The sequence below is a fragment of the Brevundimonas fontaquae genome (genome assembly GCF_017086445.1).
Classification (GTDB): domain Bacteria; phylum Pseudomonadota; class Alphaproteobacteria; order Caulobacterales; family Caulobacteraceae; genus Brevundimonas; species Brevundimonas fontaquae.
This window is the reverse complement of sequence record NZ_CP070968.1, coordinates 1849426-1874107: the sequence shown is the minus strand read 5'-3', so window position 1 is coordinate 1874107 and position 24682 is coordinate 1849426. Positions and strand designations below refer to the sequence as shown.

The 24682-nt window shown below is 67.0% G+C and carries 16 protein-coding genes and 1 tRNA gene; 8 read left to right on the top strand and 9 right to left on the bottom strand.

Going from position 1 to position 24682, the window contains the following annotated elements; all coding sequences use genetic code 11:
• Nucleotides 1-18: 18 nt before the first annotated feature.
• The 4 genes from JX001_RS09175 to JX001_RS09160 form a co-directional block, all read right to left on the bottom strand.
• Nucleotides 19-822: an SDR family NAD(P)-dependent oxidoreductase gene (locus tag JX001_RS09175; RefSeq protein WP_205680826.1), complete on the bottom strand. Its 804-nt coding sequence runs from the start codon at nucleotides 820-822 to the stop codon at nucleotides 19-21.
• Nucleotides 822-2366, bottom strand: a complete 1545-nt coding sequence (locus JX001_RS09170; RefSeq protein WP_205680825.1) for a GMC family oxidoreductase — start codon at nucleotides 2364-2366, stop codon at nucleotides 822-824. Before JX001_RS09170 ends, JX001_RS09175 begins: the two co-directional genes overlap by 1 nt.
• Nucleotides 2363-3721: an alpha/beta hydrolase gene (locus JX001_RS09165; protein ID WP_205680824.1), complete on the bottom strand. Its 1359-nt coding sequence runs from the start codon at nucleotides 3719-3721 to the stop codon at nucleotides 2363-2365. The genes JX001_RS09170 and JX001_RS09165 overlap by 4 nt, the downstream gene beginning before the upstream one ends.
• A 138-nt stretch (nucleotides 3722-3859) precedes the next feature.
• Nucleotides 3860-7165, bottom strand: a complete 3306-nt coding sequence (locus tag JX001_RS09160) for a DEAD/DEAH box helicase (protein ID WP_205680823.1) — start codon at nucleotides 7163-7165, stop codon at nucleotides 3860-3862.
• Nucleotides 7166-7406: 241 nt separating this feature from the next.
• Between JX001_RS09160 and JX001_RS16380 the strand changes: the two genes are divergently transcribed.
• Complete coding sequence (locus JX001_RS16380) at nucleotides 7407-7532, top strand: hypothetical protein (RefSeq protein WP_256435950.1); 126 nt, start codon at nucleotides 7407-7409, stop codon at nucleotides 7530-7532.
• A 528-nt stretch (nucleotides 7533-8060) separates the two neighbouring features.
• On the opposite strand, the gene JX001_RS09155 is transcribed toward JX001_RS16380, so the two are convergent.
• Nucleotides 8061-8152 (bottom strand) — tRNA-Ser (locus JX001_RS09155).
• A gap of 137 nt (nucleotides 8153-8289) precedes the next feature.
• On the opposite strand from JX001_RS09155, the gene JX001_RS09150 reads away from it, so the two are divergent.
• The 4 genes from JX001_RS09150 to JX001_RS09135 are packed head-to-tail and all read left to right on the top strand — an operon-like array spanning nucleotide 8290 to nucleotide 13094.
• The gene (locus JX001_RS09150; RefSeq protein WP_241004593.1) at nucleotides 8290-9774 is read left to right on the top strand and encodes an exopolysaccharide biosynthesis polyprenyl glycosylphosphotransferase; all 1485 of its coding nucleotides are present in this window, start codon (nucleotides 8290-8292) and stop codon (nucleotides 9772-9774) included.
• Nucleotides 9775-9785: 11 nt separating this feature from the next.
• Nucleotides 9786-11231, top strand: a complete 1446-nt coding sequence (locus JX001_RS09145) for an oligosaccharide flippase family protein (RefSeq protein WP_205680822.1) — start codon at nucleotides 9786-9788, stop codon at nucleotides 11229-11231.
• Nucleotides 11228-12160, top strand: coding sequence for a glycosyltransferase family 2 protein (locus tag JX001_RS09140; RefSeq protein WP_205680821.1), 933 nt, complete (start codon nucleotides 11228-11230; stop codon nucleotides 12158-12160). The genes JX001_RS09145 and JX001_RS09140 overlap by 4 nt, the downstream gene beginning before the upstream one ends.
• A gap of 1 nt (nucleotide 12161) precedes the next feature.
• Nucleotides 12162-13094, top strand: coding sequence for a glycosyltransferase family 2 protein (locus tag JX001_RS09135; RefSeq protein ID WP_205680820.1), 933 nt, complete (start codon nucleotides 12162-12164; stop codon nucleotides 13092-13094).
• 93 nt (nucleotides 13095-13187) lie between these two features.
• On the opposite strand, the gene JX001_RS09130 is transcribed toward JX001_RS09135, so the two are convergent.
• Complete coding sequence (locus JX001_RS09130; RefSeq protein WP_205680819.1) at nucleotides 13188-14450, bottom strand: MFS transporter; 1263 nt, start codon at nucleotides 14448-14450, stop codon at nucleotides 13188-13190.
• Between the two features lie 209 nt (nucleotides 14451-14659).
• On the opposite strand from JX001_RS09130, the gene JX001_RS09125 reads away from it, so the two are divergent.
• Nucleotides 14660-16516: a glycoside hydrolase family 9 protein gene (locus tag JX001_RS09125; RefSeq protein WP_205680818.1), complete on the top strand. Its 1857-nt coding sequence runs from the start codon at nucleotides 14660-14662 to the stop codon at nucleotides 16514-16516.
• 23 nt (nucleotides 16517-16539) lie between these two features.
• Here the strand turns inward: JX001_RS09125 and JX001_RS09120 are convergent, their stop codons facing one another.
• The 3 genes from JX001_RS09120 to JX001_RS09110 all read right to left on the bottom strand — a co-directional run bounded on the left by JX001_RS09120 (nucleotide 16540) and on the right by JX001_RS09110 (nucleotide 21577).
• The gene (locus tag JX001_RS09120; RefSeq protein WP_205680817.1) at nucleotides 16540-17826 is read right to left on the bottom strand and encodes a cation:proton antiporter; all 1287 of its coding nucleotides are present in this window, start codon (nucleotides 17824-17826) and stop codon (nucleotides 16540-16542) included.
• Nucleotides 17827-17856: 30 nt separating this feature from the next.
• Nucleotides 17857-20316, bottom strand: coding sequence for a glycoside hydrolase family 3 protein (locus tag JX001_RS09115; protein WP_205680816.1), 2460 nt, complete (start codon nucleotides 20314-20316; stop codon nucleotides 17857-17859).
• Between the two features lie 217 nt (nucleotides 20317-20533).
• Entirely contained in the window at nucleotides 20534-21577 is a 1044-nt protein-coding gene (locus JX001_RS09110) for a LacI family DNA-binding transcriptional regulator (RefSeq protein ID WP_241004592.1), read from the bottom strand.
• 137 nt (nucleotides 21578-21714) lie between these two features.
• Between JX001_RS09110 and JX001_RS09105 the strand changes: the two genes are divergently transcribed.
• Both JX001_RS09105 and JX001_RS09100 read left to right on the top strand, forming a co-directional pair.
• Nucleotides 21715-23241, top strand: coding sequence for a tryptophan halogenase family protein (locus tag JX001_RS09105; RefSeq protein WP_241004591.1), 1527 nt, complete (start codon nucleotides 21715-21717; stop codon nucleotides 23239-23241).
• Entirely contained in the window at nucleotides 23238-24644 is a 1407-nt protein-coding gene (locus JX001_RS09100; RefSeq protein WP_205680814.1) for a tryptophan 7-halogenase, read from the top strand. Before JX001_RS09105 ends, JX001_RS09100 begins: the two co-directional genes overlap by 4 nt.
• The last annotated feature ends 38 nt before the right edge of the window (nucleotides 24645-24682 follow it).

Sequence of the window (24682 nt, the reverse complement as noted above, 5' to 3'; positions counted from 1 at the left end):
TCTCGTTCTGCCGGGCGACTAGCCGGCGATGGTGGCGACGGAGCCGGAATCCACCCGGATGCCCGCGCCGTTGATGAAGCTGGCGCGCTCCGAACACAGGAAGGCGACGGCCGCAGCGACCTCCTCCGGCTTGCCCCTGCGATCCAGCGTCATGCCGGGGCGTTCTTCCTTCAGGAAGCTCTTGATCGCCTCCTCGAAGGTTTCGCCGCGTTCCTCGGCGCGCTTCTTCATCATGGCGTCGGTCATCGGGGTGGCGATGAAGGCGGGCGAGACCGTGTTCACCAGCACATTGTCGCAGCCGTAGGCCTTGGACAGACCCTTCGCCAGGCTGAGAATACCGGCCTTTGAGGCGCAATAGGCCAGCTCATCGACGTAGGGCTGCACCGCATCTTCCGAAGCGAACAGAACGATGCGGCCCCAACCCGAACGCCGCATGGCCGGAATGGCCTGGCGGCACATCCGCACCGCGCCCATTAGATTGATGTCGAGCGTCTCCAGCCAACCGGCGTCATCGACATCCAGGAAATCGCCGGTGGCGCCCGTAACGCCCGCTGCGTTCACATAGATGTCCGGATCGCCCATGCGGTCTCGGACCTCCGCCCACAGCCGTTCGACATCGCCGGCCTTGGTCACGTCGCCCGTCACGCCGATGCATTCCCCCAACGCGGAAAGCTCCTGGACAGCTTCATCCAGCGTGCCGTCCGGCTTGTCGGTCAGGGCGACCCGTACGCCGGCTTCCAGCAGCAGCCGCGCTGTCTCCTTGCCCATGCCGGAATCGGCGCCGGAAATTAGGGCGATACGCCCCTTGATCCCGAGGTCCATCACAAATCTCCTGTTCGTTGACGTTCGAGGAAGCGATCGGCCGTGCGTAGGGCGACGGCCATGAGGGTCAAGGCCGGGTTGGCCGAAAGCGCGCTGGGGAAAACCGAGTTGTCGCAAACGTACAGATTGTCGATCTCGACGCTGCACCCGTCGACGTCGACGACCGCCCCGTCCGATTTGTCCCCCATCCGGCAGCCGCCGATTGTGTGCGCCGACCGGGCCACCGCGAAGATGTCCTCGGCGCCGGCGGCGGTCCAAATCTCCGTCATGATGCGCCGGGCATGGGCGTCCAGACGCCGCTCGTTCTCGCCATAGCTGAAGTCGATCCGCGCCTTGCGCAGCCCGACGGCGTCGACCTCATCGGACAGGGTCAGGCGGTTGTCGTCGTTCGGCAGACACTCTCCATTGATGCCGATCCCGGCGAGCCGGCGATAGTTGCGCAGCGTATCGACCAGCGGCGCGCCCCACAGGCCGGCGCCGCGCGCGAACCCGCCCGCCAGGGTGACCGGCATGACGCCAAGGCTCTGGATCAGATAGCCGCCGGCGAAGTTCGCGTCCGAGGGACGCACCATTTCTTCGCTGATCAGGGAAGACGGATAGCCGCGGTTCATCGACATATCGGCGTCGAACCGGCCCCAAACCTGGGTCGCCACATGGGTCATGAAGTTGCGGCCGACCTCGCCGCCGGCGTTGCCTAATTCCCAGTTCAGCAGCAGGCGCGGCGTCTCGACACCGCCCGCACAAAGGAACAGCGCTCGACAGTTCAGCCGATGCTCCTGCCCGTCGCGACGATAGATCACGCACTTGATCCGTCCACCGGCGTCACGCTCGACGCCTATCGCCCGGGCGTTGGCGATGATCGTGGCGCCATTGGCTGCGGCCATCGGCAGAAAGCTGTTGTCCACTCCGCCCTTGGCGCCTGTTCTGCATCCCTGATGGCAGGCGCCGCAGTTGACGCAGGCCATGCGGTGGGGCGTCGCCCCCGCCTCGCGATCGCGGGACAGCACGGCCGCCGGCGCATCCGTAACGGTCAGCCCGACGGCCGTCGCGCCACGGGCCATCGCATCCGCCGGGGCGTTGCGCGGGACAGGCGGATAGGTGAACTGTCGCCCGCCCCAAGGATAGTCGGCCGGGCCTGAGACCCCGATCACCGTCTCTACGGTCTCGACATAGGATTTCAATTCGTCCCAGCCGAACGGCCAGTCCCGCCCGCGTCCCGTCTCCGAGGCCAGCGTCAGATCACGGGGATCGGGTCGTGGGCAGAAGGCGCCCCAGTGCAGGAGCGAGCCGCCGACGCCCTGGCCGGAGTTGTTGGCCCCAAAGGCGGTCGGGTCGCGCCCTCCGCTCAGGCGCTCCTCCATCCAATAGAGATCGGCCGTCGTTTCGTCGGGCGTATGCTCCGCCGGATCGAAAGCCCGCCCTGCCTCCAACACCGTGACCGACAGCCCGGCCTTCGCCAGCCTGGCCGCGATCGGAGCCCCGCCGGCCCCGCTGCCGATGATGACGACATCGGTTTCGCCGGCCGTCCTTGCAGGCGCGCTCAACCCACGCCCTCCATCGGCAGACGCCAAGGTTCGGTGTGGTCCGCCGCCGTCTGATCGTAGCCCTGAAACCGGCCTTCGCCGCCAGTGGCGAAACCGTCGTAACCGATCTGGGCCCAGGTGGCCGGCAGCGACATCCACAGGCGTGCAGCCTCAGACACGACGTCCTCGAACCACAGCCTCATGGCGTCCGCCGAAAGCCGGCCCGGCTCGGCCCATGCGCCCTGTGAAATGGCGCGCAGGATGTCGTCCTGGAGATCAGGGACCAGGGTTGCGAACTCCGGCGCCATGGCGGCGATCTCATCCAGCCCGCGTCGCCAGGCCTCGGCATCGGAGGGAAGATCGGCGAACCGCCACCCGTCGCCCGGTCCGCTGGCGAGCCCCACATCCAGACGCCGCGTCAGATCACCCGGATCGCCTGCATCAGGCAGAATGCGCGCGATCATCGCCGACAGGACGGCGCGCTGGGTCGGGTTCAGGACGCCGCCCTCGGCTTGGGCGGGACCGAAGTGACGATCCAGCATTGCGCGTCGCGTGCGATCCGACACGCGATCGGACGCCATCAGACCCACGAAGCGTGGAGGGAGCGCGACTGAACCGACTTTCGCGACAAACCCTAGAACCAGGCCCGCGAGACGATCCGGCTGTTCCTGAGGGATCAGATGCGCGGCATTCGGCACGACCACCACGTCAGCGGCGCTATAGTGGGGGGCGTTGACACGCCGCTGCGCCGCCTCGCCCAGATCGCCGTCCTCCGCGCCGGCGATGATCAGGGCGGGGAAAGGCAGGACGGCGACTTGATCGGACCAGTCCTCGCGCGATCCTTCGGCCAGCCATCCGCGCCAAGCGTCGGGGCTGGTTCGGGTGAAATCGGCCAGCGCCTGATCGAAGGCAGCTTGCGGCAGACCGGCGGCGGTATTGGCGTCGATGAACTGGCGCCCCCGATCCTCGATCCCGGTCGGATCGTCGAACCAGGTCAGCATATCCGCACGCCTGTTCTCGTCCATCGGCTCCGGCGAGGGTGGCGATCCGGCGACCAGCACCACGCCGAGCAACCCGCTCAGACCCGCCGTCCCGTCACGCGCCCGCGCAGCGATCAAGGTCGCAAACTTGCCGCCCATGCTGTGGCCGACAAGGATCCAGCGCGCGAGATCGAGATCGGTCAGGCGGCGGCTCAGGTCGTCGAGCACGACTTGGACATCGCCATAGCCTTCCCCCGCCCTGTCCCCGAACCCCGGAAGATCGATCGCGACCGTCACCACTCCATGGGAAAGCCGGTCGATCACCGCGTCCCAATCGTGGCGACTTGAGCCCAGGGAATGAAGGAAGACGACAGTGAGGCGAGTGTCTGTGGGCATGCAGGGATTTTTCGAAAGCGAAGGCGCGAGACCGCCCGCCGTGGGGGGCCGGCGGTCGTCGATCAGCGCGCCAGCGGCGGAATTGCTCCCATCAAAACAGATCCCGCACGCCGAAACCGGCTGAAATCCGCCCTGCTCTCAGGCCGCCGCCAATTCGGTCAGAAGCTTCTCGATGAAGGCCGTGTCGTGCGGTTGATCGTTGGCGGCGTCGACGATCATGCGATCCTCCGACCAGCGTCGATCATCGCTCAACGGGAAGGCGGCTTCCATGCCGGGCCGACGCGCCGCCGCGATTCGCAACGCCGTCGCCTTCGGTCCCGATACGATTTCCGTGACGCCGGCATCACGCGCGAGCGCCGCGAGGCGACGCGCGGTGAACAGATCCTCTGCCGGGTCGGGTAAAGGGCCGAACCGATCTTCGGCTTCGTCTCGCAAGGCGTCGACATCTTCCGCCGTCGTGGCGCGTGCCAATCGGGCATACAGATTGATGCGCACGGTTTCGTCGGGGATGTAGTCCGCCGGCAAATGCCCTGTCGCGCCGACGTTCAGACTGGGAGAGGCCTGGTCAGGATCGAAATCGCCTTTTGCAGCCGCGAGCGCTCGAGCCAGGACGGCCTGATAAAGGGCCGAGCCGATCAGCCTGACATGTCCGGCCTGTTCCTCGCCCACCAGATCGCCGCCGCCGCGCAGGTCCAGATCGCGCCCGCTGATCGCGAAGCCCGCCCCCAGTCGGTCCAAAGCCTCCAAGGTCTGCAGGCGGGCCTCCGTCGCCGCCGCCATCGGCGCTTCGGGATCGGAAAGCAGATAGGTGAAGCCCTGGCGCCGCCCCCGGCCGACACGCCCGCGCAGCTGATGCAACTGCGCCAGGCCGAAGCGGTCCGGCCGCCAGATCAACATCGTATTGGCGCGCGGTACATCCAGGCCGGTCTCGATGATGTTCGTGGCCAGAAGCACGTCCCCCTCGCCGTCGGAGAAGCGGCTCATGACCTCGTCGATCGCGGACGGGGACATGTCGCCGTGCGCCGAGACCACGGACAGCTCTGGCGTCAGGGTCTTCAAGCGTTCCGCCAAGGGTTCCATGTCCTCGATACGCGGCACGACCACGAAACTCTGCCCGCCCCGCGCCTTCTCGCGCATCAGCGACAGGCGAACCGCCCCGGCGTCAAACGGGGTCATGAAGGTTCGGATGGGTCGACGTCGCGCAGGGGGACTGGCGATCAGGCTGACGTCCTGAATGCCGACCATGGCGCTTTGAAGAGTCCGCGGGATCGGGGTGGCCGACATCGACAACAGATGCGGCGCCTTCGCTGCCAAGGCAGATTTCATCTGCGCGCCGAAGCGGTGTTCCTCATCGATGATGACAAGCCCAAGGTCGGAAAACGCCAACCCTTCGGACGCCAGGGCCTGCGTACCCACCACGACGCGCATGGAGCCGTCCGCGAGCCCTGCCTTGACCGCCCGCGCCTCCGCACTGTCTGCGGCGCGCGACAGGTGGCCAACCTGAATGTCCGTGTCCTTGAAACGTCTCTTGAACACCTCGAAATGCTGACGCGCCAGGACGGTGGTCGGGGCGACGACGATGACCTGTTTGCCGGCAAGTGCCACGGCTGCTGCGGCGCGCAGAGCGACCTCGGTCTTTCCGAAACCGACATCGCCGCAGACGAGCCGGTTCATGGGCTTGCCGGATCCCAGGTCCGACAGGACCGCCTCGATGGCGCGCGCCTGATCGGCCGTTTCGGGGAAGGCGAAGCCGGCGGCGAACCGGGCCAGCGCCTGACGCGGTGCGGCGATCGGCTCGGTCCTCAGCGCTGCGCGCGCCTCGGCCCGGGCGGACAGGGCCGCCGCGGCCTCATCGATCTGCGCGCTGACCTTGGCGCGACGCTTCACCCATCCCTGAGTATTCAGCCGATCCAGCGACACCGCGTCTGGCTCCGAGCCGTAGCGCCAGATTTTGCCGAACTCCTCGATCGGCGCGAGAATGGTCCCACCGCCATGATACTCGATGCGCAGAACGTCACGCTCAACACCATCGGCAGCGACCCGCTCCAACGCCTTCAGCACACCCAGACCGTGGTCTTCATGGATGACCACATCGTCCAACCGCAGTTCGGTCTCTCCGAACGCATCGTTCGTGTCGCCGGATCCTCGCGCGATCCGGCCGCCGAATATGTCCGAAGGCGTCAGGACGACAAGACCGGCGGCCGACTGTCGGAAGCCTGTGTCCAGATCGGCGATTACGATGGCGATCTGCCCGGGCTGCAGAGGCTCGATCGCGCTCCAGTTCTCGAGCACCGTGGGCGCATCGATATCGTGGCGACGCAGCAGGCGTAGGATGATCCTGTGCTCATGAGGCAATCCTGTCAGAACGATGCGATCGCCCGCCTCGCGCCGCTCCGCAATGAACTGTTTCAGGGCCCGCCCCGGCGACTTCTCCAGTGCGAAGGCCGGCGTCGGCGCCCAACCCTCGACGCTCAGGGGTTTGGCGCCTTTCAACGCCTGCCGAACGTCCTTTTCCGTCAAATAGAGGCTGTCGGGTTTCGGAGGACGCGCGCCCTCGCTGAACCGCAGGCGCGTGTCATAGGCTTCGGCCACATGCGCGCGAATGCGTTCGAACCGATCCTCGACGCCCACGTCGGTCAGGATCATAGGCTTGTCGAGGAAGTCAAACAGGGTCTTGGAGGTCTCAGCATCGATCGACGGCCCCGTATCCTGATGATCGGGATCGTCATCCTCGGCCGATCGGTCGCTCCACTCTGCGGCCGGGGTCAAACAGATCATCTCAATCGCGGCGCCCCGGCGTTGCGATACGGGATCGAAGGCGTGGATCTCAGTGATCCGGTCCGCCTCATCCAGGACGATGCGATAAGGCGTTGCAGCCGCGGGCGGGAAGACGTCGACTACCGCGCCGAGCAGAGCGTACTCGCCAGGTTCGTCGACCCGCTCATCCGCCGCATAGCCCGTATCTGTCAGAAACGACTCCAGGACTTCGCGATCCAGCGCCTCGCCCGCCGCGAGCGACAAGCGAGCCTTGATCCGTCCGCGCGACGGCGTCCGCTGCACGATCGCATCGGGCGAGGCGACCAGGAACACGGGCCTTGCGCTGGCTTCGTTCAGGGCGGCCAAGACGGCCATCCGCCGCCCCATGCTCTCGCGCGAAGGCGCGGCGCGGTCGTAAGGCAGGCAGTCCCAAGGCGGCAAGACCAGCACCTCGGCGTCCTTCACCATCGGCGAGAGGGCCGCCGCAATCTCATCGGCGCGACGTTCGCTGGTCGCGATGAACACTACGGCCTGCGAGCGCTTGGTCGTTATCTCAGCAAGTCCGGCCGCCACGGCCGCCGCCGGCATTTTCCAACGCTTGCCGTCGTCCGCCTGGGGGGCTGGACCATCGACCAGGACCTGCTGGCCTGTGGCGGAAAGATCTGTGTCGGCGGGAGACGATTTCATCCTGGCTCAACCCAAAGCCCGGCCGAGGGTTGCGCCCGCTTTCGTACCCCCGACGGCTCATTTGAGCTGCCAGCGTGACGGAACCGGCCTAGAAGGGATTTGCAGGATCTTTTCGTGCGGCGGCGATTTCGGCCGGCGTGGGATCGCGCCGGATGGTCAATCCGTCCGACGACCAGTCGACCAGTCCGAGATCCGCCATCGCCCTCAGCCAACCGTCCATCGGCCAGACCGACCAGGCGGCGTGAAAGCGCTTGGCGTTGGCGATCAGCGCGCGAAGATGCTGCAGGGGCGGATCATAGCCCTCATGGTGCTGGTGGAAGACCGGCGCGCCGCCGGCGAAGAGAAGCTGCGCCGCCTCGGCGCCTGATGAATCAAAGCCCCTACGCCCAGTGTCTCGTCGTCGGCATGCGGAGCAATAACCAACCACCGCGCGGATCGCCAGGGCGAACGCTCCAGCGCCAGGGTCGCCAGCCGGCCGGTCGTCTCGGTCACCATAGGGCGTCGCCCTCGCCCCAGAGATCGCGATCCAGCGAGGCCCTCGCCCTCGAAGGCGCTGCGCGTCCCGAGCGACCGCCCCGTCAGCTCCAGGGCATCAAGGGCGCTGCGTTCGACGACGCCGCGCGTGTTTCGTGCAAAATCCCCGGCGTCCGGCGCTTTGGACGCCGCGCGGATCGCGGCTTCGAGCACGCAGAGCCAAGCCGTTCCCCAACCGCGCCAAAAATTGAGTCAAGAGATTGTTTTTTATTACGAAAATCAGAGGCGGGGAAACCGTGCCATAGCGCATGATTCCCCCGTCCAGACCTTGCTAACCGTGCCAAACACGGGCCAAATGACCCGTTTGGCACGGCACGATTTGCCCCAGAAGACCCAACAATTTGAGTGTGGTGAGAAAATGTGGCGGAGACGGAGGGATTCGAACCCTCGGTACCCCTTACGGGGTACGACGATTTAGCAAACCGTTGCCTTCAGCCACTCGGCCACGTCTCCGGTGAGGGCGTCGATAGCGGAGGCTGATGCGTCGCGCAATCCGGTTCGAGAGAAAGCGTCCACGTTAACGCGACATAGAGGCCGAAGCGGCAGTATCGCGGCCATCATTCGCCCCCGGATCGCTCCTGGATCGCCTGTTGCTCGACCGTCCCGCCAGTCTCGCCGCCGACACGCCGCTGAAGAGCCGGCCGTCGCGCGGGCCGTTCCGCCCGGAAATATGGCTGAATGCGCGCGAGCGCTCGTCCGTGCGGCTGTCGGCGCATTATTTCCGGCTAATCGACGTGCTGATGGTTTGCGGGCTGGCGCTCGGCGCGATCGTCGTGATGCACCCGTCAGGCTTGGCTCACATGATCGTGGGCGACGCAGCACCCGTGGTCGTCGGCGCCGTTCTTGTGCTCGTTCTGATGCGCGCGCTTCAGCTCTATCGATTCGGGCGAGACACGCCCTGGCCCCTGCACATAGCGGGCGTGGCGGGCGTGGGTGTCGCCTCGGCCGCGATCGCGCTCGCCCTGGGTTGGCTGCTGGACCGCCCGGCGCTGGACGTCATCGCGCCCTGGGCGCTGACGACGACGGCCGCCTTGGCGCTGTTGCACGGCCTGTGGCTGGTCGTCATTGCGCGGTGGCGTCGACTGGGCGTGCTCTCGCCGAACATCGTCATCGTCGGCGCGACCCGAAACGCGCGACGTCTGATCGAACAGGCGCTGGAGCGGCGCGACATGAATGTGCTGGGCGTGTTCGACGACCGCTTGGCCAGATCGCCGGACAGCTTGGCCGGCGTGCCGGTGCTGGGGACTGCCAAGGCTCTGTTGACCCACCGGCTGACGCCCTATGTCGACCGGATCGTGCTGGCTATAGATCCCGAGGCCGGCCAGCGCGTGCGCGACCTGACGCAGACCTTGAACGCCCTGCCCAATCCGCTGACGGTCCTGGTTGATTCAGAACTGGGTCGCGATGGACTGCTGAACAGGCTGGCCAATGCGCCGCTCGCGCCTCTGGATGGTCCTGCCAACCCGGACCGCCGCGCCTTCAACAAGCGGATGCAGGACCTGGTGATTGGCGCCGCAGCCCTGGTCGTCGCTGCGCCCATCATGGCCCTGGTGGCTCTGGCCGTGCGGCTGGATAGTCCCGGCCCCGTCTTCTTCCGCCAGCGCCGTCATGGCTTCAATCACGAGACCATTGTCGTGTGGAAGTTCCGCTCCATGCGCCACGCCGCCGCCGATGCGACCGCAAGCCGCCAGGTCTGCGCCGACGACGACCGCGTGACCCGTGTCGGCCGCTTTATCCGCGCCACCAGCCTGGACGAACTGCCCCAGATCTTCAACGTCCTGTCGGGCGAGATGTCCTTGGTCGGCCCCCGCCCGCACGCCATCGGCATGAAGACCGGCGAGACCGAGTCCGCCCTGCTGGTCGCAGAATACGCCCATCGCCACCGGATCAAGCCCGGCATGACCGGCTGGGCCGCCATCAAGGGCTCGCGCGGACCGGTGGACACCGAGGCCCAGGTGCGCGAACGCGTCCAACTGGACATCGAGTATATCGAGCGCCAGTCCTTTTGGCTGGACCTGTGGGTCATCGCCGTCACCATTCCCGTCCTTCTGGGCGACCGGGCGGCCGTGCGTTGAGCGAGAAGCGGATGTTCTGGCGCGGCGTCTGGGGCTATCTGCCGGCCCAGATCGTCCAGGGGGTGGTCGGTTTCCTGACCATCTTCGTCTTTACGCGCCTGCTCAGCGCCGACGACTTCGGCCATTACGCCCTGGCGTTTTCGGTCACGACGCTGGCCCACACCGTGACCTTCACCTGGCTGGAGGCGTCGATGGCGCGCTTCTGGGCGGCCGAGCGCACGCCCGAGGGCATGGCGACCCATTTCGCCAGCCTGTACCGCACATCCTTCGCTATCATCGCCGTCTTCACCCCGATCGCGGCCCTGATCGTGTGGCTGGCGCCGCTGACGCCGGCGTTCAAGATCGCCGTCGCCTTCGGCCTGGCGGGCGCGCCGGTGCGCAACCTCGCGAAGCTGGCGCAGGAGCGGTATCGCGCGGCGGGCGAGGTGTCGAAATCCGCCGCCGTGGACATCGGGGTCGCCATCCTGGGTTTTCTGGTCGGGGCCGGGTTCGCGCTGGCCGGCGCCGGTGCGGCCTCGCCCCTGCTGGGCCTGGCCATCGCGCCCCTGTTCGCCCTGCCCTTCATCCTGCCGGGCGAGTTGCGACAGGCGGGTGGCGGAACCGTGGATCGCACGCGGCTGAAGGCCTATGCCCTCTATGGCTATCCCATTGCGGCGTCGCTGACCTTAGCCTTGGTGCTGGCTTCGACGGATCGGTTTCTGCTGGCGGCCTTCATGGATGCGGCGGCGGTCGGCGCCTATCACGCCAGCTACAGCCTGGCGAACCGGACGCTCGACGTCATCTTCATCTGGCTGGGGGCAGCGGGCGCGCCGGCCATGGTCATGGCGCTGGAGCGCGGAGGACGCGAGGCGCTGCGTCAGACGGCCATCGAGCAGGGTTCGACCCTGATCCTGATCGGCCTGCCCGCCGCCGTCGGCCTGTCGCTGGTCGCGCGACCGCTGGCGGAGTTGATGATCGGCCAGGATCTGCGCGCCGCCGCCGCTCTGGTGACGCCGTGGATCGCCGCCTCATCCTTCCTGTCAGGGATGATCGCCTACTATTTCGGCTTCGGCTTCACCCTTGGAAAGAAGACCGGCCTGCTGCTGGTGACCATGGCGATCCCGGCCTTGTGCAACGTGGCGCTGAACCTGGTGCTGATCCCCCGCATGGGCGTGACGGGCGCCGCCGTCTCGACCGCCGCCAGCTTCGCCATCGGCCTGATCGCCTGCATCCTGCTCAGCCGCCGCGCCATCGCCCTGCCAATGCCGTGGGAGGCGCTGATCCGTTGCGGGATCGCGTCCGCCGTCATGGCCGGGGTCGTATGGATGCTGCCGCACATCGGCGGTTTCGTGGAGCTGATGCTGGACGCCAGTGTGGGCGGTCTCGTCTATGCCGTCGTCGCCCTGACGCTGAACGCCGCCGGGGTGCGAAACGTCCTGCTGCGCCTGATCCGCGCGCGCCGGAGCGTGACGGCATGAGCGCCCATATCCACGACAACGCCGCCTCGTCTCAGGCGACGCCGACGATCTCGGTACTGATCCCCTTCCTGCGCGACGACCCGCAAGGCTTGTTGCACCAACTGGACACCGAGGCCCCGACCCTCGCAGGCGCCGTCGAGCTGATTCTGCTGGACGACGGCACCGCTGACTTCCACCTGACCCAGCAGTTACAAACGACGATCAATACGTTGCGGCTGCCCGCCCGCCTCATCACCCTGGCCGCCAACGAGGGCCGCGCCAGGGGTCGCAACCGCCTGACCACCGCCGCGCGCGGCGAGGCCTATCTGTTCCTCGACAGCGACATGCGGCCCGATACGCCCGTCTTCCTGCAAAACTGGCTGCGGCTGGTCAGCGACAATGCGCCCGCCGTGGCCTTCGGCGGCTTCTCGCTGGATCAGGCGCCGACCGACGCGCGGTTCGCCGTCCACCGCGCCCTGTCCGGCGCCTCGGAATGCCTGCCCGCGTCCCAGCGCGCCGTGACGCCCGAGAAATACGTCTACACCTCCAATCTGCTGGTGCGCCGCGACGTCTTCGCCGCCGAGTCCTTCGATCCCGGTTTCAGCGGCTGGGGCTGGGAGGACGTGGAGTGGGCCATGCGGGTCTCGCGCCGCTTTGCCGTCGTCCATATCGACAATCCCGCCACCCATATGGGCCTGGATACGGTCGAGGATCTGGCGCGCAAGTTCGATCAGGGCGCCGGCAACTTCGCCCGTGTCGTCGCCCTGCATCCCACCATCGTTCAGACCTATCCCAGCTACAAGGCCGCGCGCGCCCTGAAACGCCTGCCCGCCCTGCCCTTGGCGCGTCGCCTGATGAAGCGGGCCGCCCTGACCACGGCCCTGCCGGTCAAGGCCCGCGCATTCGCGCTCAGGCTCTACCGCGCTGCTGTCTATGCGGATGCCGTCTGACATGCGCGACGTCGCCGTCATCATCCCGACCCTGCGCCGCCTCGACAGCCTGGAGCGGGCCTTGCGCTCTGTCTTCGTCCAAGTCGGATCGCTGCATCGCGTCGCCGCCATCGTCGTCGCCGACAATGACCCGCAAGGCTCCGCCGCCGCCCTCATCGAACGGCTGCGCGCCGAGGCGCCCGTGCCCCTGACCTATGCCCACGCCCCCATCCCCGGCGTGGCGACGGCGCGGAATGTAGGCTTGGCCGCGACCGACGCGCCCCTGATCGCATTCCTCGACGACGACGAAACCGCCTCCCCCGGCTGGCTCGCCGCCCTGCTGAGCGCCCAAACCCAAACCGGCGCCGATGTCGTCTTCGGCCCCATTCGCGGGCGTGTGCCAGACAACACCGGCTGGACCACCACCTATCTGGAGCGGTTCTTCGGTCGCGACGGCCCGCGCGAAACCGGCCTGACCGACGATATCCACGGCTGCGGCAACAGTCTGATGGTGCGGGCGACGGCCCTGCCCGGCGAGGCCCCATTCGATGTCGCCATGAACGAGACGGGCGGCGAGGACGACCGGCTGTTCACCGCCCTGTCGGCGCGCGGCGGCCGTTTCGGCTGGGCCTCCGACGCCTGGGTGGATGAGTTCGCCCCGCCGCACCGCGCCACGCTGACCTACGCCCTGACCCGCGCCTTCGCCTATGGCCAGAGCCCGACCCAGATGGCCGCCGACCGCCGCGACTGGCCCGGCGTCGTCAAATGGATGCTGGTCGGCCTGGCCCAGACCGGCGTCTGGGGCGCCGCGTCCGTCCTGTCAGCGATCCTGCGCCGACCCGACCGCGCGATCATCTATGACCGCTGCGCGCGTGGTCTCGGCAAGGTCTTCTGGACCAAAGGCTTCGAGCCGAAACTCTATGGTTCGGCGATGCTGTCACGGTCAGACGCCTGACGCAGACACATGGCCGTAGCGATGAAATCGAAGTCGCGCCCTTCCCTGAAGCGTGACACCATTCGGATCACGTCATCAGACTAGCAGAGCCGCCTATTTGGAGTGCTCCAACACCGGGGTTGATCGAAACAGGCTCATGACCAGGACGGCGGCGGCGAAACACGCGGCCGCTGCGACATACAGGCCCCGAACATCGGCGCCGGAACGCTCGAGAATGAGGGCGGCGACCGGGGCCATCGCCTGAGGCAGGGCGACAGCTAGGTTGTTCAACCCCATGTCTCGCCCGCGATTGTTCTGCGTGGGAAGAGCATCCGCCATCAACCCCATCTCCACCGACCCATAGGCGCCCTGGCCCAAGCCATAGACCGCGAGGGCGAGAACCGCCGTTGTCCAGGAAGGTGCGATCGCCAGCACGGCGGTCGCCGCACACAGCAACAGCGCTCCCATCAGCGCGACAGGCTGTCGCCAGATTATCCGCCGTCCAAACAAGGCGATGGCCCCCGCGACGACCACGACACTCACAAAGGCGATGCCCGTGAGCAAGGCATGCGCGCGTTCCGGTGAGCGACCGGGCCATCCTACCGCGTCCGTGACGAAATACAGCAGATACATGCTGACCAGGGCGTAACCTGTCGCGATGAAGAGCCGCCCGGTCCAGACCACGGCGAAGTTTCGCGATCTGAATGGCGCGATGAACGAGCCTATGCCGCCGGAAGCGGAGGGTTGCGGCGTTTCTGGCCGCTCCAGACATGGCGGCTCGTCGTAAACGATCAGGAAGATGAGAGCGGCGCCGAGAAGAATGCCGGCCAGGAGCGCTAATCGTCCGGGCTCATACTGAGGCCCGAGCGCCATCAGGCTGGACCCCAGCGCAACCGCCAGCGGATACGACAGGCCCAGCATCGCAGAGACGGTGCTTCTCAGGGCGATCGGCACGCGATCTGCAAACACCGCAGAAAGCGGCGCCATCAGAACGTTGAAGGCGAGTTGAAACCCGATCAAGGCCCAGACGAACTCACCCGGCGTCGACGACCGCCATATGCCGACATAGCTCAAGACCGTCAGGAGGGCGCCCAACGCGATCCAAGGCCTCCGACGCCCGAACCGCGACGTAGTCCTATCGCTGATGGTCCCCATGAGAACATTGGCGGCGGCAGCCGTAATGGCGCCCCAGAACATCGCGCGGCTCAGGATTTCCGTTTTGGAGCCAGCATCCAGCCCGGCCGCATGAAGCGGCGCGATGATCTGGAAAAGGGGCGCCAGGCCAATGAAGGCGGCCAGAAACAGGACCAGGTACGCCGCAACGACCAGACGCGTGCGGCGGGGATGGGAATAAGTTGAAACTTCGCCCTCCTCCATCGAACGACCCTCGCCTCTATGCCATGAGCCCCGACGCGCTTGCTAGCACGATCACCGCGTCATCCGGCCTCACCGGCTGCAACACAAAGCGATCACGCCGCATCTTGTGACAACGCTGTCAGATGCTAGTGTTTTTGCAAAGATGGTGCGGCACGCCGACGCGTATTGGTGTCGTGCGTGAACGAAGACAGGCCTTGAGGGAGGTTGGTATGAGAAAGAGAGTGACGGCGAGCGTTGCGGCCATGGCCTTGGCGGCCGGCTTTGGCGCGGCGCACGCCGAACCTGACGCCAACGCCGTTCGCATGAGCCAGGTCGGCTTCGAAACCCAAGGGCCGAAGACGGCCACCGTCGAGGACCAGACGGCCCGTCCCCTGCCCTGGCGGATCGTCGATCGCTCCGGCGCGGTCGTCGCCCAGGGCGCGTCAAAAGTGTTCGGCCAGGACGCCGCCTCTGGACAGAGCGTCCACACGGTCGACTTTCAGTCGCTGCAGACCGACGGGAAAGCCTACCGCCTGATCGTGGGATCGCACGAGAGCCGCCCCTTCTCGATCCAGCAGCATCCGCACGCGCGACTGAAGTACGACGCCCTGGCCTATTTCTATCAGAACCGGGCCGGCGTGCCGATCCTGGGGGATCATGTCGCGCGGCCGGATCTGGCGCGCGCGGCCGGTCACCCGCACGAGGTCGCCGCCTGTTTCTCAGGCGCGGATACGGCCGGCGTGGTCTGGCCCGGGTGCGACTATACGCTGGACGTCACGGGCGGCTGGTATGACGCCGGCGACCACGGCAAATACGTCGTCAACGCCGGCATCTCGGTCTGGATGCTGCTGAATACCTACGAACGCGCCGTGGCCAAGGGCGGTCCCGGCGCAAGCGCCTTCGCGGACGGCAAGGTCGATATTCCCGAGGCCGGAAACGGCGTCAACGATCTGCTGGACGAGGCGCGTTACGAGATCGAGTTCCTGCTGAAGATGCAGATCGCCGACGGCGTGAAGCTGAAGTTCCCGGTCGGCGCCCAGGCGCCGGGTCAGCCGCTGACCCTGACCGAGATCGACGCCGGCGGCATGGTCCATCACAAGGTGCATGATGCACAGTGGACGGGCCTGCCGATGGCCCCGGCGGACGATCCCCAGCCGCGCCTGCTCTATCCGCCCAGCACGGCCGCGACGCTCAATCTGGCCGCAGTCGGCGCCCAATGCGCGCGGATCTGGCGTGACATCGATCCGGCCTTCGCGCGCCAATGTCTGACGGCCTCGCAGCGCGCCTTCCGCGCGGCGCTGCGCAATCGCGACGTTCGGGCTGGAGAGAATTTCGCCGGCGGCGGCGCCTATGGCGACAACGACTTCTCGGACGAGTTCTATTGGGCCACGGCCGAGCTTTTGGCCACGACCCGCAATCCGGCCTATCTGACCGCGCTGAAGACCTCGCCCTATTATCTGGGCGGACCGCTGTCGGGCAAAAGCGCGACTGGCGATCCAGGCTTCTCGTGGACGGCGTCGCTGGGATCGCTGACGCTGGCGACCGTGCCGGACGTTCTGCCGCCCGAGGATCTGGTCACCGTGCGCGCTAACATCGTGGCGGCGGCCCGCGCCTATGTCGACGCCGGCTATGGTCAGGGCTACGGCCTGCCGGTCGAGGGCGAGAAATACGAATGGGGCTCGAACGGCGCCTTGATGAGCCGGGCGGTGATCCTGGGCTCTGCCTTCGACTACACCGGCGACTGGAATTTCCGCAACGCAGTGATCTGGTCACTGGACTATGTTCTCGGCCGCAATCCCATGGATCGGTCCTATGTGACCGGCTACGGTGATCGTCCGGTCCAGAACCCACACCATCGATTTTGGGCGCATCAGGCCAACCCGGCCTATCCCCTGCCCCCGGTGGGCGCCCTGTCGGGCGGGCCGAACAATCAGGCCATGATCGACGACGTGGCCAAGACCCTGGTCGGCAAATGCGCGGCCCAGACCTGCTGGGCCGACCACATCAACGCCTATGCCCTGAACGAAGTGGCCATCAACTGGAATGCGCCCCTGGTCTGGGTCGCCGCCTTCATCGACGACCATTGAGGTTGTCGTGCCGCTCGATCAATTCAGGCCGAAGCCTGGGCTGGTCGAGCGTCATCGACTGCCCCCAGCTCGCCCCGTTCTCTCGCCTTCCTGCCGTAAACCCACTCGAACAGGGGCGAGGCCATCAGGGTGGTGATGATGGCCATCAGCACCAGGATGGAGAACAGGGCCGGGCCGATGACGCCCTTTTGCAGGCCGATGTTGATGATGATCAGCTCCATCAGACCGCGCGCGTTCATCAGGGCGCCGATGCCCATGGCCGTGGCGTTGTCCTGACCCGTCAGGCGGGCGGCGGCCCAGCAGGCGCCGCCCTTGGCCAGGATCGAGCCCAGCAGGATGATGACGGTCACGGCCAGCAGCCCCAGGCTGTTGACCATGGTCAGCTGGGTGTTCAGGCCGGAGAAGGTGAAGAACATCGGCAGCAGCACCAGCACGGCGAACGGCTCCAGTTGACGCTTGACCTCGTCGCTCAGCAAGCCGCGCGGCATGGCGACGCCCAGGATGAAGCCGCCGAAGACGGCGTGAATACCCACCGCGTCCATGGCCCAGGCGCTGAGCATGAACAGGATCAGCACGATCCCAAGCACTGTCGGGCTGAGCCGCCCTTCCCGTTCGGCGATCCGTCCCAGCGGGGCCAACATCTTCGGCCCCAGCGTCAGCATGAACAGGGCGAAGGCGCCGCCCCCCGCGATGGCTGTCACCGCCACCATCGGTCCCGCGCCGAAGCTGGCCAGGACGATGGCCAGAACGCACCAGGCGCCGGCGTCGTCGATGGCGCCCGCCGCCAGCGATAACGAACCCAACCGCGTGCCGCTGAGCCCCCGCTCATGGATGATGCGCGCCAGCATGGGAAAGGCGGTGATCGAGATGGCCGCGCCCATGAACAGCATGGCCTGCCAGGTCTGGATCCCCTGCCCGAACAGACCCTCGGCGACCAGCCAGGGCGCAAGGGCGACAGCGACCAGGAAGGGCGCCGCCATGCCCGCAAGCGACACCGCGGCGGCGCTTTTCGCATTGGCCCTGAAGTGGTCGCGACGGAAGCCCAGCCCAACTAGGAACATGTAGAGGCCGACGCCCAATTGGGCTCCGACGAACAGGATCGAGCGCGACTCCCTGGGGAACAGGGCCGCCTGAAGATCGGGCGCCAACAGGCCAAACAGCGATGGCCCGAGGATCACCCCGGCGATCATCTCGCCCACCACCTGCGGCTGGCCGAGGTAGCGTTTGGCCAGCCAGCCCACGATTCGGCAGGCGGCGATGATGATCGCCATCTGCAGGAAGAAGGCCACGCTCAGTTCAGCATTGGTCATGCGGCCGGTCCCCCCTTTGGCAAGCTCAGCCTACTGCGTTGGACAGACGGCGTCGCCCTCGTTTGAGGCCAGGCGGATATCTTCGACCGTGACGGCAAAGTCGGCGTTGGTGCGCAGGCCCCAGGGTTGGTCGACGGCGGCGATGTCTGCGCCACGGTCACGCAGGCACGACAGACGCACCTTCAGCGTGCGCCATTCGCCGACGGGGGCTGCAGCGATCAGGCTGGAGATATCGACAGACCCGGCGCCCAGGGTCAGGAACACCGGACCCTTGGCGCGGGCGTCCACGCGGTAGCGGAAGGCGATGGCCATCTCGCCGTTCGACTGGCGCGTCAGATCGACCGGCTGCGCCGCGATCAGGGCCTGCCCCCCGCCCTGCGAGAAGGTCAGGGCGCGCGCCGATTCCTGGCCGGCGCCGTCGGTGGACCGCACCGACACGCCGCCGCGCGGGCTGGCGCCGGTCTTTTCGGAGCCCAGGCGGAACTCGCCGCCCGCGTCGCGCAGCATCAGCGACCAGGGGGCGACGAAGCGGCCGTCGACGAAGTAGCGGTCCAGGCTCCCGACCGCCCCGACCACGCCGCTGTCTTCCGACAGGGCGCCGACGCGGGCGTTGCGCGCATAGGTCAGGCCGTAGCCATAGGCGAACTGCGGGTCATAGCCGGGCTGACCGACGTTCAGCGGCTCGCCCTTGGCGGTCTTGGGCCAGCTGAAGGACAGGGTTCCGGTAAAGTCGTTGCGCGGCTTGCCCGCCGCATCGCCGATCAGGACGTCTGCGACGCCGGCCCCTTCGGTGCCGGGCAGCCAGGCGGCGACGAAGGCGTCGGACTGGTTGATCTCAGGATTGGTCCACATCGGACGACCCGACAGGAAGACTGACACCGTCGGAATGCCCGCCGCCTTCAGACGTTTCAGCGTCTCCAGCGGGCCGGTGGGCAGGAAGTCCAGCGTGTCCACATCGCCCTGGAACTCGGCATAGGGGGTCTCGCCGAAGACGACGATGGCGACGTCTGGCTTCTGGGTGAAGCCCCCGTCGGCGCTGAGGGTCGCCTGGCCGCCGCCGGCGGCGACCGCCTCGCGGATGCCGCTCCAGATCGACTGGCCGTTGGGGAAGTCGGCGTTCGAGTTGCCCGTGCCCTGCCATGTCAGGGTCCAGCCGCCCGAGGCCTGGCCGATGTCGTCGGCGTGACCCGCGACCAGCACCCGCGCGCCCGAGCGGATCGGCAGGACCGAGCCCTCGTTCTTCAGCAGCACCAGCGACTTGCGCACCGCCTCGCGCGCCAGGGCGCGGTGAGCGGGCGAGCCCAGTTCGTTCAGATGCCCCTCGACCGGGCGGCTGTCGTTGAACAGGCCGGTCTTGATCTTGACGCGAAGGATGCGGCGCACCGCCTCGTCCAGGCGCGCCATCGGGATTTCGCCCGACTTCGCCTGGGCCAGGGTGTTTTCATACAGCGGCTTCCAGCTGTCGGGGGCCATGAACATGTCGATGCCGGCGTTGAAGGCCAGGGCGCAGCTTTCGTTCGAACAGCCCGGCAGCTGGCCATGGGCGTTCCAGTCCGACACCACGAAGCCGTCGAAGCCCAGCGGGCCGCGCAGCACGTCGGTCAGAATGGTCTCGTTGCCCGAATGTTTGACGCCGTTCCAGCTGGAGAAGCTGGCCATGATCGACAGCACCCCGGCGTCGATGGCCTGGGGATAGCCGGACAGATGGGTGCGGATCATTTCCTGTTCGGACCCGGCGAAGTCGCCCTGGTCCTTGCCGCCCGTGGTGCCGCCGTCGGCCAGGAAGTGTTTGGCCGAGCCAGCGATATGGCCGGGCGTCAGCGGATGATCGGCCGACAGCGCGCCCTGAAGGCCCAGGGTCATGGGACCGGCGTAGCTTTTGGCGACCTCCGGGTTCTCGGCATAGCCTTCATAGGCGCGGCCCCAGCGGTCGTCCTGGGGCACGGCCAGGGTCGGGCCGAAGGTCCAGTCGGCGCCCGTCACGGCGACTTCCAGCGCCGTCGCCTCGCCGATGCGGCGGATCAGGTCGGGATCACGCGCGGCGCCCAGGCCGATGTTGTGCGGAAAGATGGTCGCGCCGACGACGTTGTTGTGACCGTGCACGGCGTCGATGCCGTAGATCAGCGGCACCTTGGCGCCCGGCCGCTGGGCCGCCGCCGCACGGAAGGCCTGGGCCAGTTCGACCCACTTCCGGGCCGAGGCGCGTTCATCGCCGCCCGGCGAGGAGTTGCCGCCCGCCAGGATCGACCCCAGCGGATAGGTCAGCAGGTCTTCAGGCTTGATCGAGGCGATGTCGGCCTGGATCGTCTGGCCGACCTTCTCCTCCAGCGTCATCCGGCTCATCAGTTCGGTGACGAAGGCCTCCGTCGCCCGATCCGTCATCGCCGCCGGCGACGCCGCACGCGGCCACAGCGCAGGATGGGCGCGGGTCGCATCCGTCACGATCGACGCCTGCGGCGTCACCGCCTGAACCGGAACAGCGCGAACCATGCCAGGATCAATCGCGCACGCGCTCGACATGAGGGTGATCACTAGGGCGGTGGCGGCCTTGTGCATGAGAGAGACCTGATCGCTGGGGCCACCGCGCCGCCCGGGCCGATCCCGGAGACGCGCCTTCAGGCCGATACTGACGTCCAAAACAGCCTTGGACAAGCATACTGTGCCCGGCCCATGACAGCGCTGTCAACATTCGTCTTTGCACACGTTGTCAGCGCACGCTTTGGGCGGTGGACTGACGCTCGATGAGATCGTGCGGAACGATGACACGTGCATTGGCGTCACCCTTCAAAAGACGGCGCAGAGGCGGGATCAGGCGCTGGGCGGCGGCGGCGGCCATCTCCGCCACCGGCTGGCGGATCGTGGTCAGATCGGGCGTGCTGAAGCCGGCGCCGGGCGAATCGTCGAAACCCGCCACAGCCACGTCGCCGGGCGCCGACAGCCCCAGCCTCGCCGCGCACTGCAAGACGCCCAAGGCCGTATCGTCGTTGCTGGCGAAGATCGCCGTGATATCCGGCGCGGTCTGGTGAAGCTTCTCCATCGCCAGCGCTCCGGAGTTGAAGGTGAAGTCTCCCTCCACCACCCAGGCCGGCGCCACCTCGAGACCCGCCTCAGCCATGGCGTCCCTGTAGCCCGCCAGGCGCCGTCGACTGGCGCCATAGGCGACCGGTCCGGTGACAAAGGCGATCCGGGTGTGCCCGAGGTCGATCAAATGGCGCGTCATCTCCAACGCTGCGCGCCGTTCGTCCATCTCGATGCAGAAGCCGCGATCAAAGGCCGCTTCCGGTCCAATGCGGGCATAGGGCGTGCCGGCCGCGTCCAGCACGTCCATCACAGCGATGTTGTCCGAGTTCGGCGGCGTCAGAATGACGCCCTCAGGCCGGATGGAGTTCAGCAACGCCATCAGATCGCGTTCGAGATCAGGCGAGTTGTGGTCCACCAGCTCGATCATCAGATGATAGTCGACCTGGCGCGCCTCCATTAGGGCGCCGAACTCCAGACGCCCCAGATAGTCGCTGCCGCGCCCGCTCTTCCAGTGTTCGATGGTCAGGTCCGCGTCCACCAGGACCGCGATCAACGACGACGACGCGCCCGCCAGACTGCGCGCCGACAGACTACGCCGATAACCCAGAGACGCAGCCGCCTCCTCCACCTTGGTTCGCAGCGTGGGGCTGACGTTCGGCTCGTTATTGAGCACGCGCGACACGGACTTGATGGACACGCCCGCCTTCGCGGCCACGTCATAGATCGTCACCGTCGCCAAAATCCGTCCCCCTGAACGTCGCTCAGATCGCTTCTAACATCCCCGTTCGAAAAGGCGATGCCGACACAGCTTATGGTCACGCTTGTCCATCGCTGTCATGCCGAAAAATGGTCTGCTAGACAGTCGGCATGATGACCCAAAACGATGCCGGTCCGATCCGAAAAATCGTCATCCTGGGCGGAGGAACCGCTGGCTGGATGACGGCCGCCGCCCTGTCTCATCGTTTGGCGGGCAGCGCCGTCTCGATCGAACTGGTCGAGTCCGACGAGATCGGCATCATCGGCGTGGGCGAGGCCACCCTGCCCCACATCCGCGCCTTCAACACGGCCATGGGCATCGACGAACAGACGTTGATCGACCAGACGCAGGCGACCTTCAAACTGGGCATCCAGTTCGTGGACTGGGGACGGCCCGGCGACAGCTATATCCATCCGTTCGGCGCCTATGGCGAGCCGATCGAGGGGATCGATTTCCACCATGTCTGGGCTGCGCGCCGCGCCATGGGCGACGCCGCCTACATTAGCGACTACAGCTATCCGGTCAGGGCGGCCGAGGCGAACCGCTTCCAGCGGCCGGTTTCCGACCCCGGCTCCATCCTGTCCACCTTCAGTTACGCCTTTCAGTTCGACGCGAGTCTCTACGCCGCCTTCCTGCGCCAGGTGTCGTGCGGACGCGGCGTGGTCCGCACCGAAGGGAAGGTTGTCGATCATGTCCTGGATGGCGCGACGGGCGATGTCGACGCCGTCGTCCTGTCGGACGGGCGCCGCATCTCGGGCGATCTGTTCGTCGATTGCTCGGGCTTTCGCGGACGGCTGATCAATCAGGCGCTGGAGACGACGTTCGAGGACTGGAGCCATTGGCTGCCCTGCGACAGCGCCTTCGCCGTGCCGTGCCAGACGACGGCGCCGGTCGGCCCCTACACCCGCGCGACGGCCCGGGCGGCGGGATGGCAATGGCGCATTCCGCTGCAACATCGCACCGGAAATGGCCACGTCTTCTCATCGGCTCACATTTCGGACGAGGGCGCCGTGGCGACCCTGATGTCCAATCTGGAAGGTCCGGCGCTGGCCGAGCCGCGTCGGCTGAGCTTCAAGACGGGGCGTCGGCACAAACTGTGGAGCCGCAACGTGGTCGCGATCGGCCTGTCCGGCGGCTTCCTGGAGCCGCTGGAATCCACCAGCATCTATCTCATCCAGTTGGGGATCACGACCTTGCTGGACCTGTTCCCCGATAGGATCGGGATGGCGGCGGACGCCGAGGAATACAATCGGATCATGGCGCTGGAGTTCGACCGGATTCGTGACTTCCTCGTGCTGCACTATGTCGCCAACCAGCGTGACGAGCCGTTCTGGCGCGAGATGCGGACCATGGCCTGGCCCGACAGTCTGGCGGCCAAGGTCGAGGCCTTTAAGTCGCGCGGTCTGCTGCCCGACTATGACATCGGCGTCTTCCTGCCGCCGAGCTGGCTCGCCGTACTGGTGGGGCAGAACATCGTCCCGAACGGCTGGGATCCGCGCGTCGATCGGCTGGAACGACACGTCCTGTCCGCCAAGCTGGCAGCCCTGGGCGACGATGTCCGATCGACCGTCGATCGGACCCCCGACCACATGGCCTTCATCCGCGATGCGGCCGCGCGCGCAGGTAGCCTCCGATGAGCGTAACCGAAAAGATTTGGGTCATTCAGGGCGGCGGCCTGACGGCCTGGGCGGCGGCGGCGCTGCTGGCCCGCCACCTGCCGTCTGGCCATTCGGTCCGGATTGAAGACGCCGCTCCTCCCGCGCTTGGTGAAGAGCCCGAAGTCGTGATCGCCGATCCAGACGGCGTGCTCGTCCAGTTGTCGGACGGCGCCGACCTGTTGGCGCACGGCCACGGCGGCTTCTTCCTCGGCTCGCTGCTGCGAAACTGGCGCGACGGGCGAGACATCGCCGTCGTCGAGCAGGAGCCCCTGCCCGGGATCGATGGGGTCGCGCTGGCGGACGTCGTGCTGCGCGCCGCCCGTCAGTCGCCCGCCGCCCCCGACTATGCCGCGCTTCTGGCGCCGCTGCAGTTTCAGGCGCGTGTGATGGCCGCCGGTCGCTACGCTCATCCCAGCCCGGATCGGCAGTCGCCGCGCTCCCTTCTTCGTCCCAGACTGATGCTGGACGCGCGCGTTCTGACGGCGCGACTGCGGGACACCGCCCTGCGTGCCGGCGTGCGAGAAGGTGTGAACGACGCCCGCGAGATCGCGCCCTTCATGACCTTGGACACGCGAACGACCGCAGCCTTTGACGGCGACGGCGACTGGACCGCGCGCCTCGGCTACGACCGCTGTTTGACCGTGCGCTACGCGGGTGGCGATCACGCGCCGCGTCTGGATATGGCCAGCCTGGAAGAAGGGCTGGCCAGCCGCAGCCCCCTGCCCGGCGGCGGCTTCGCCAGCCTGGCCTACGCCGCAGATCGCACGACCGCTGACCTTGCGAAAGCGGCGCTGGCGGCCTGGCTGGGCGACGTTGATGTCGCCGCTCTGTCGGACGTCGCCCTCGCCCCCGGCCTGGATACGCATCCCTGGAACGGTCGTCGTCTTGCTCTTGGTCTGGCGGCAGCGCGCTTTGGCGACGCCTTGGGCCTGGATAGCGCCGCGCTGGAGCGACAGCTGACACAACTGGTCGCATCGCTGCCGGGCGCGTCCGAGCAGATTTCAGTCTGCGCCGAGGCCTATAATGAGGCCGTCGTTCGCGACATCGCGCACCGCGCGGATAGACTCCACCTGATCCTTCTGTGCGGCTCGCAAGGCCAGCGACTGGCCCCGGCTGGCGACGACCTGGCGCGTCGCATCGCCCAGTTTACGTCTCGCAACGCCGGTGTCGGCCTGGATGGCGATCCCTATGACGGGCAGCACTGGACCCTGTTGATGGCCGGCCTTGGCCTGACACCGCGCCGTTACGACATCCAGGCCGACCGTCTGGAAATCAACAGCGCAATGGCTTCGCTGGGGCGAATGGTCATGGCCTTCGACCAGACCTTGGCCGCCCTTCCCGCCCATTCGCAGTTCATCGAACGGCTGCGCGAATGCGGCTGATCCAGAACGAAAAAAGGGGCGTCGATCAATGATCGACG

Coding starts and splice junctions, on each gene's coding strand:
- JX001_RS09175 (WP_205680826.1), bottom strand. CDS start 822: ATGGACCTCGGGATCAAGGGGCGTATCGCCCTAATTTCCGGCGCCGAT.
- JX001_RS09165 (WP_205680824.1), bottom strand. CDS start 3,721: ATGCCCACAGACACTCGCCTCACTGTCGTCTTCCTTCATTCCCTGGGC.
- JX001_RS09160 (WP_205680823.1), bottom strand. CDS start 7,165: ATGAAATCGTCTCCCGCCGACACAGATCTTTCCGCCACAGGCCAGCAG.
- JX001_RS09145 (WP_205680822.1), top strand. CDS start 9,786: ATGTTCTGGCGCGGCGTCTGGGGCTATCTGCCGGCCCAGATCGTCCAG.
- JX001_RS09140 (WP_205680821.1), top strand. CDS start 11,228: ATGAGCGCCCATATCCACGACAACGCCGCCTCGTCTCAGGCGACGCCG.
- JX001_RS09135 (WP_205680820.1), top strand. CDS start 12,162: ATGCGCGACGTCGCCGTCATCATCCCGACCCTGCGCCGCCTCGACAGC.
- JX001_RS09130 (WP_205680819.1), bottom strand. CDS start 14,450: ATGGAGGAGGGCGAAGTTTCAACTTATTCCCATCCCCGCCGCACGCGT.
- JX001_RS09125 (WP_205680818.1), top strand. CDS start 14,660: ATGAGAAAGAGAGTGACGGCGAGCGTTGCGGCCATGGCCTTGGCGGCC.
- JX001_RS09120 (WP_205680817.1), bottom strand. CDS start 17,826: ATGACCAATGCTGAACTGAGCGTGGCCTTCTTCCTGCAGATGGCGATC.
- JX001_RS09115 (WP_205680816.1), bottom strand. CDS start 20,316: ATGGTTCGCGCTGTTCCGGTTCAGGCGGTGACGCCGCAGGCGTCGATC.
- JX001_RS09105 (WP_241004591.1), top strand. CDS start 21,715: ATGATGACCCAAAACGATGCCGGTCCGATCCGAAAAATCGTCATCCTG.
- JX001_RS09100 (WP_205680814.1), top strand. CDS start 23,238: ATGAGCGTAACCGAAAAGATTTGGGTCATTCAGGGCGGCGGCCTGACG.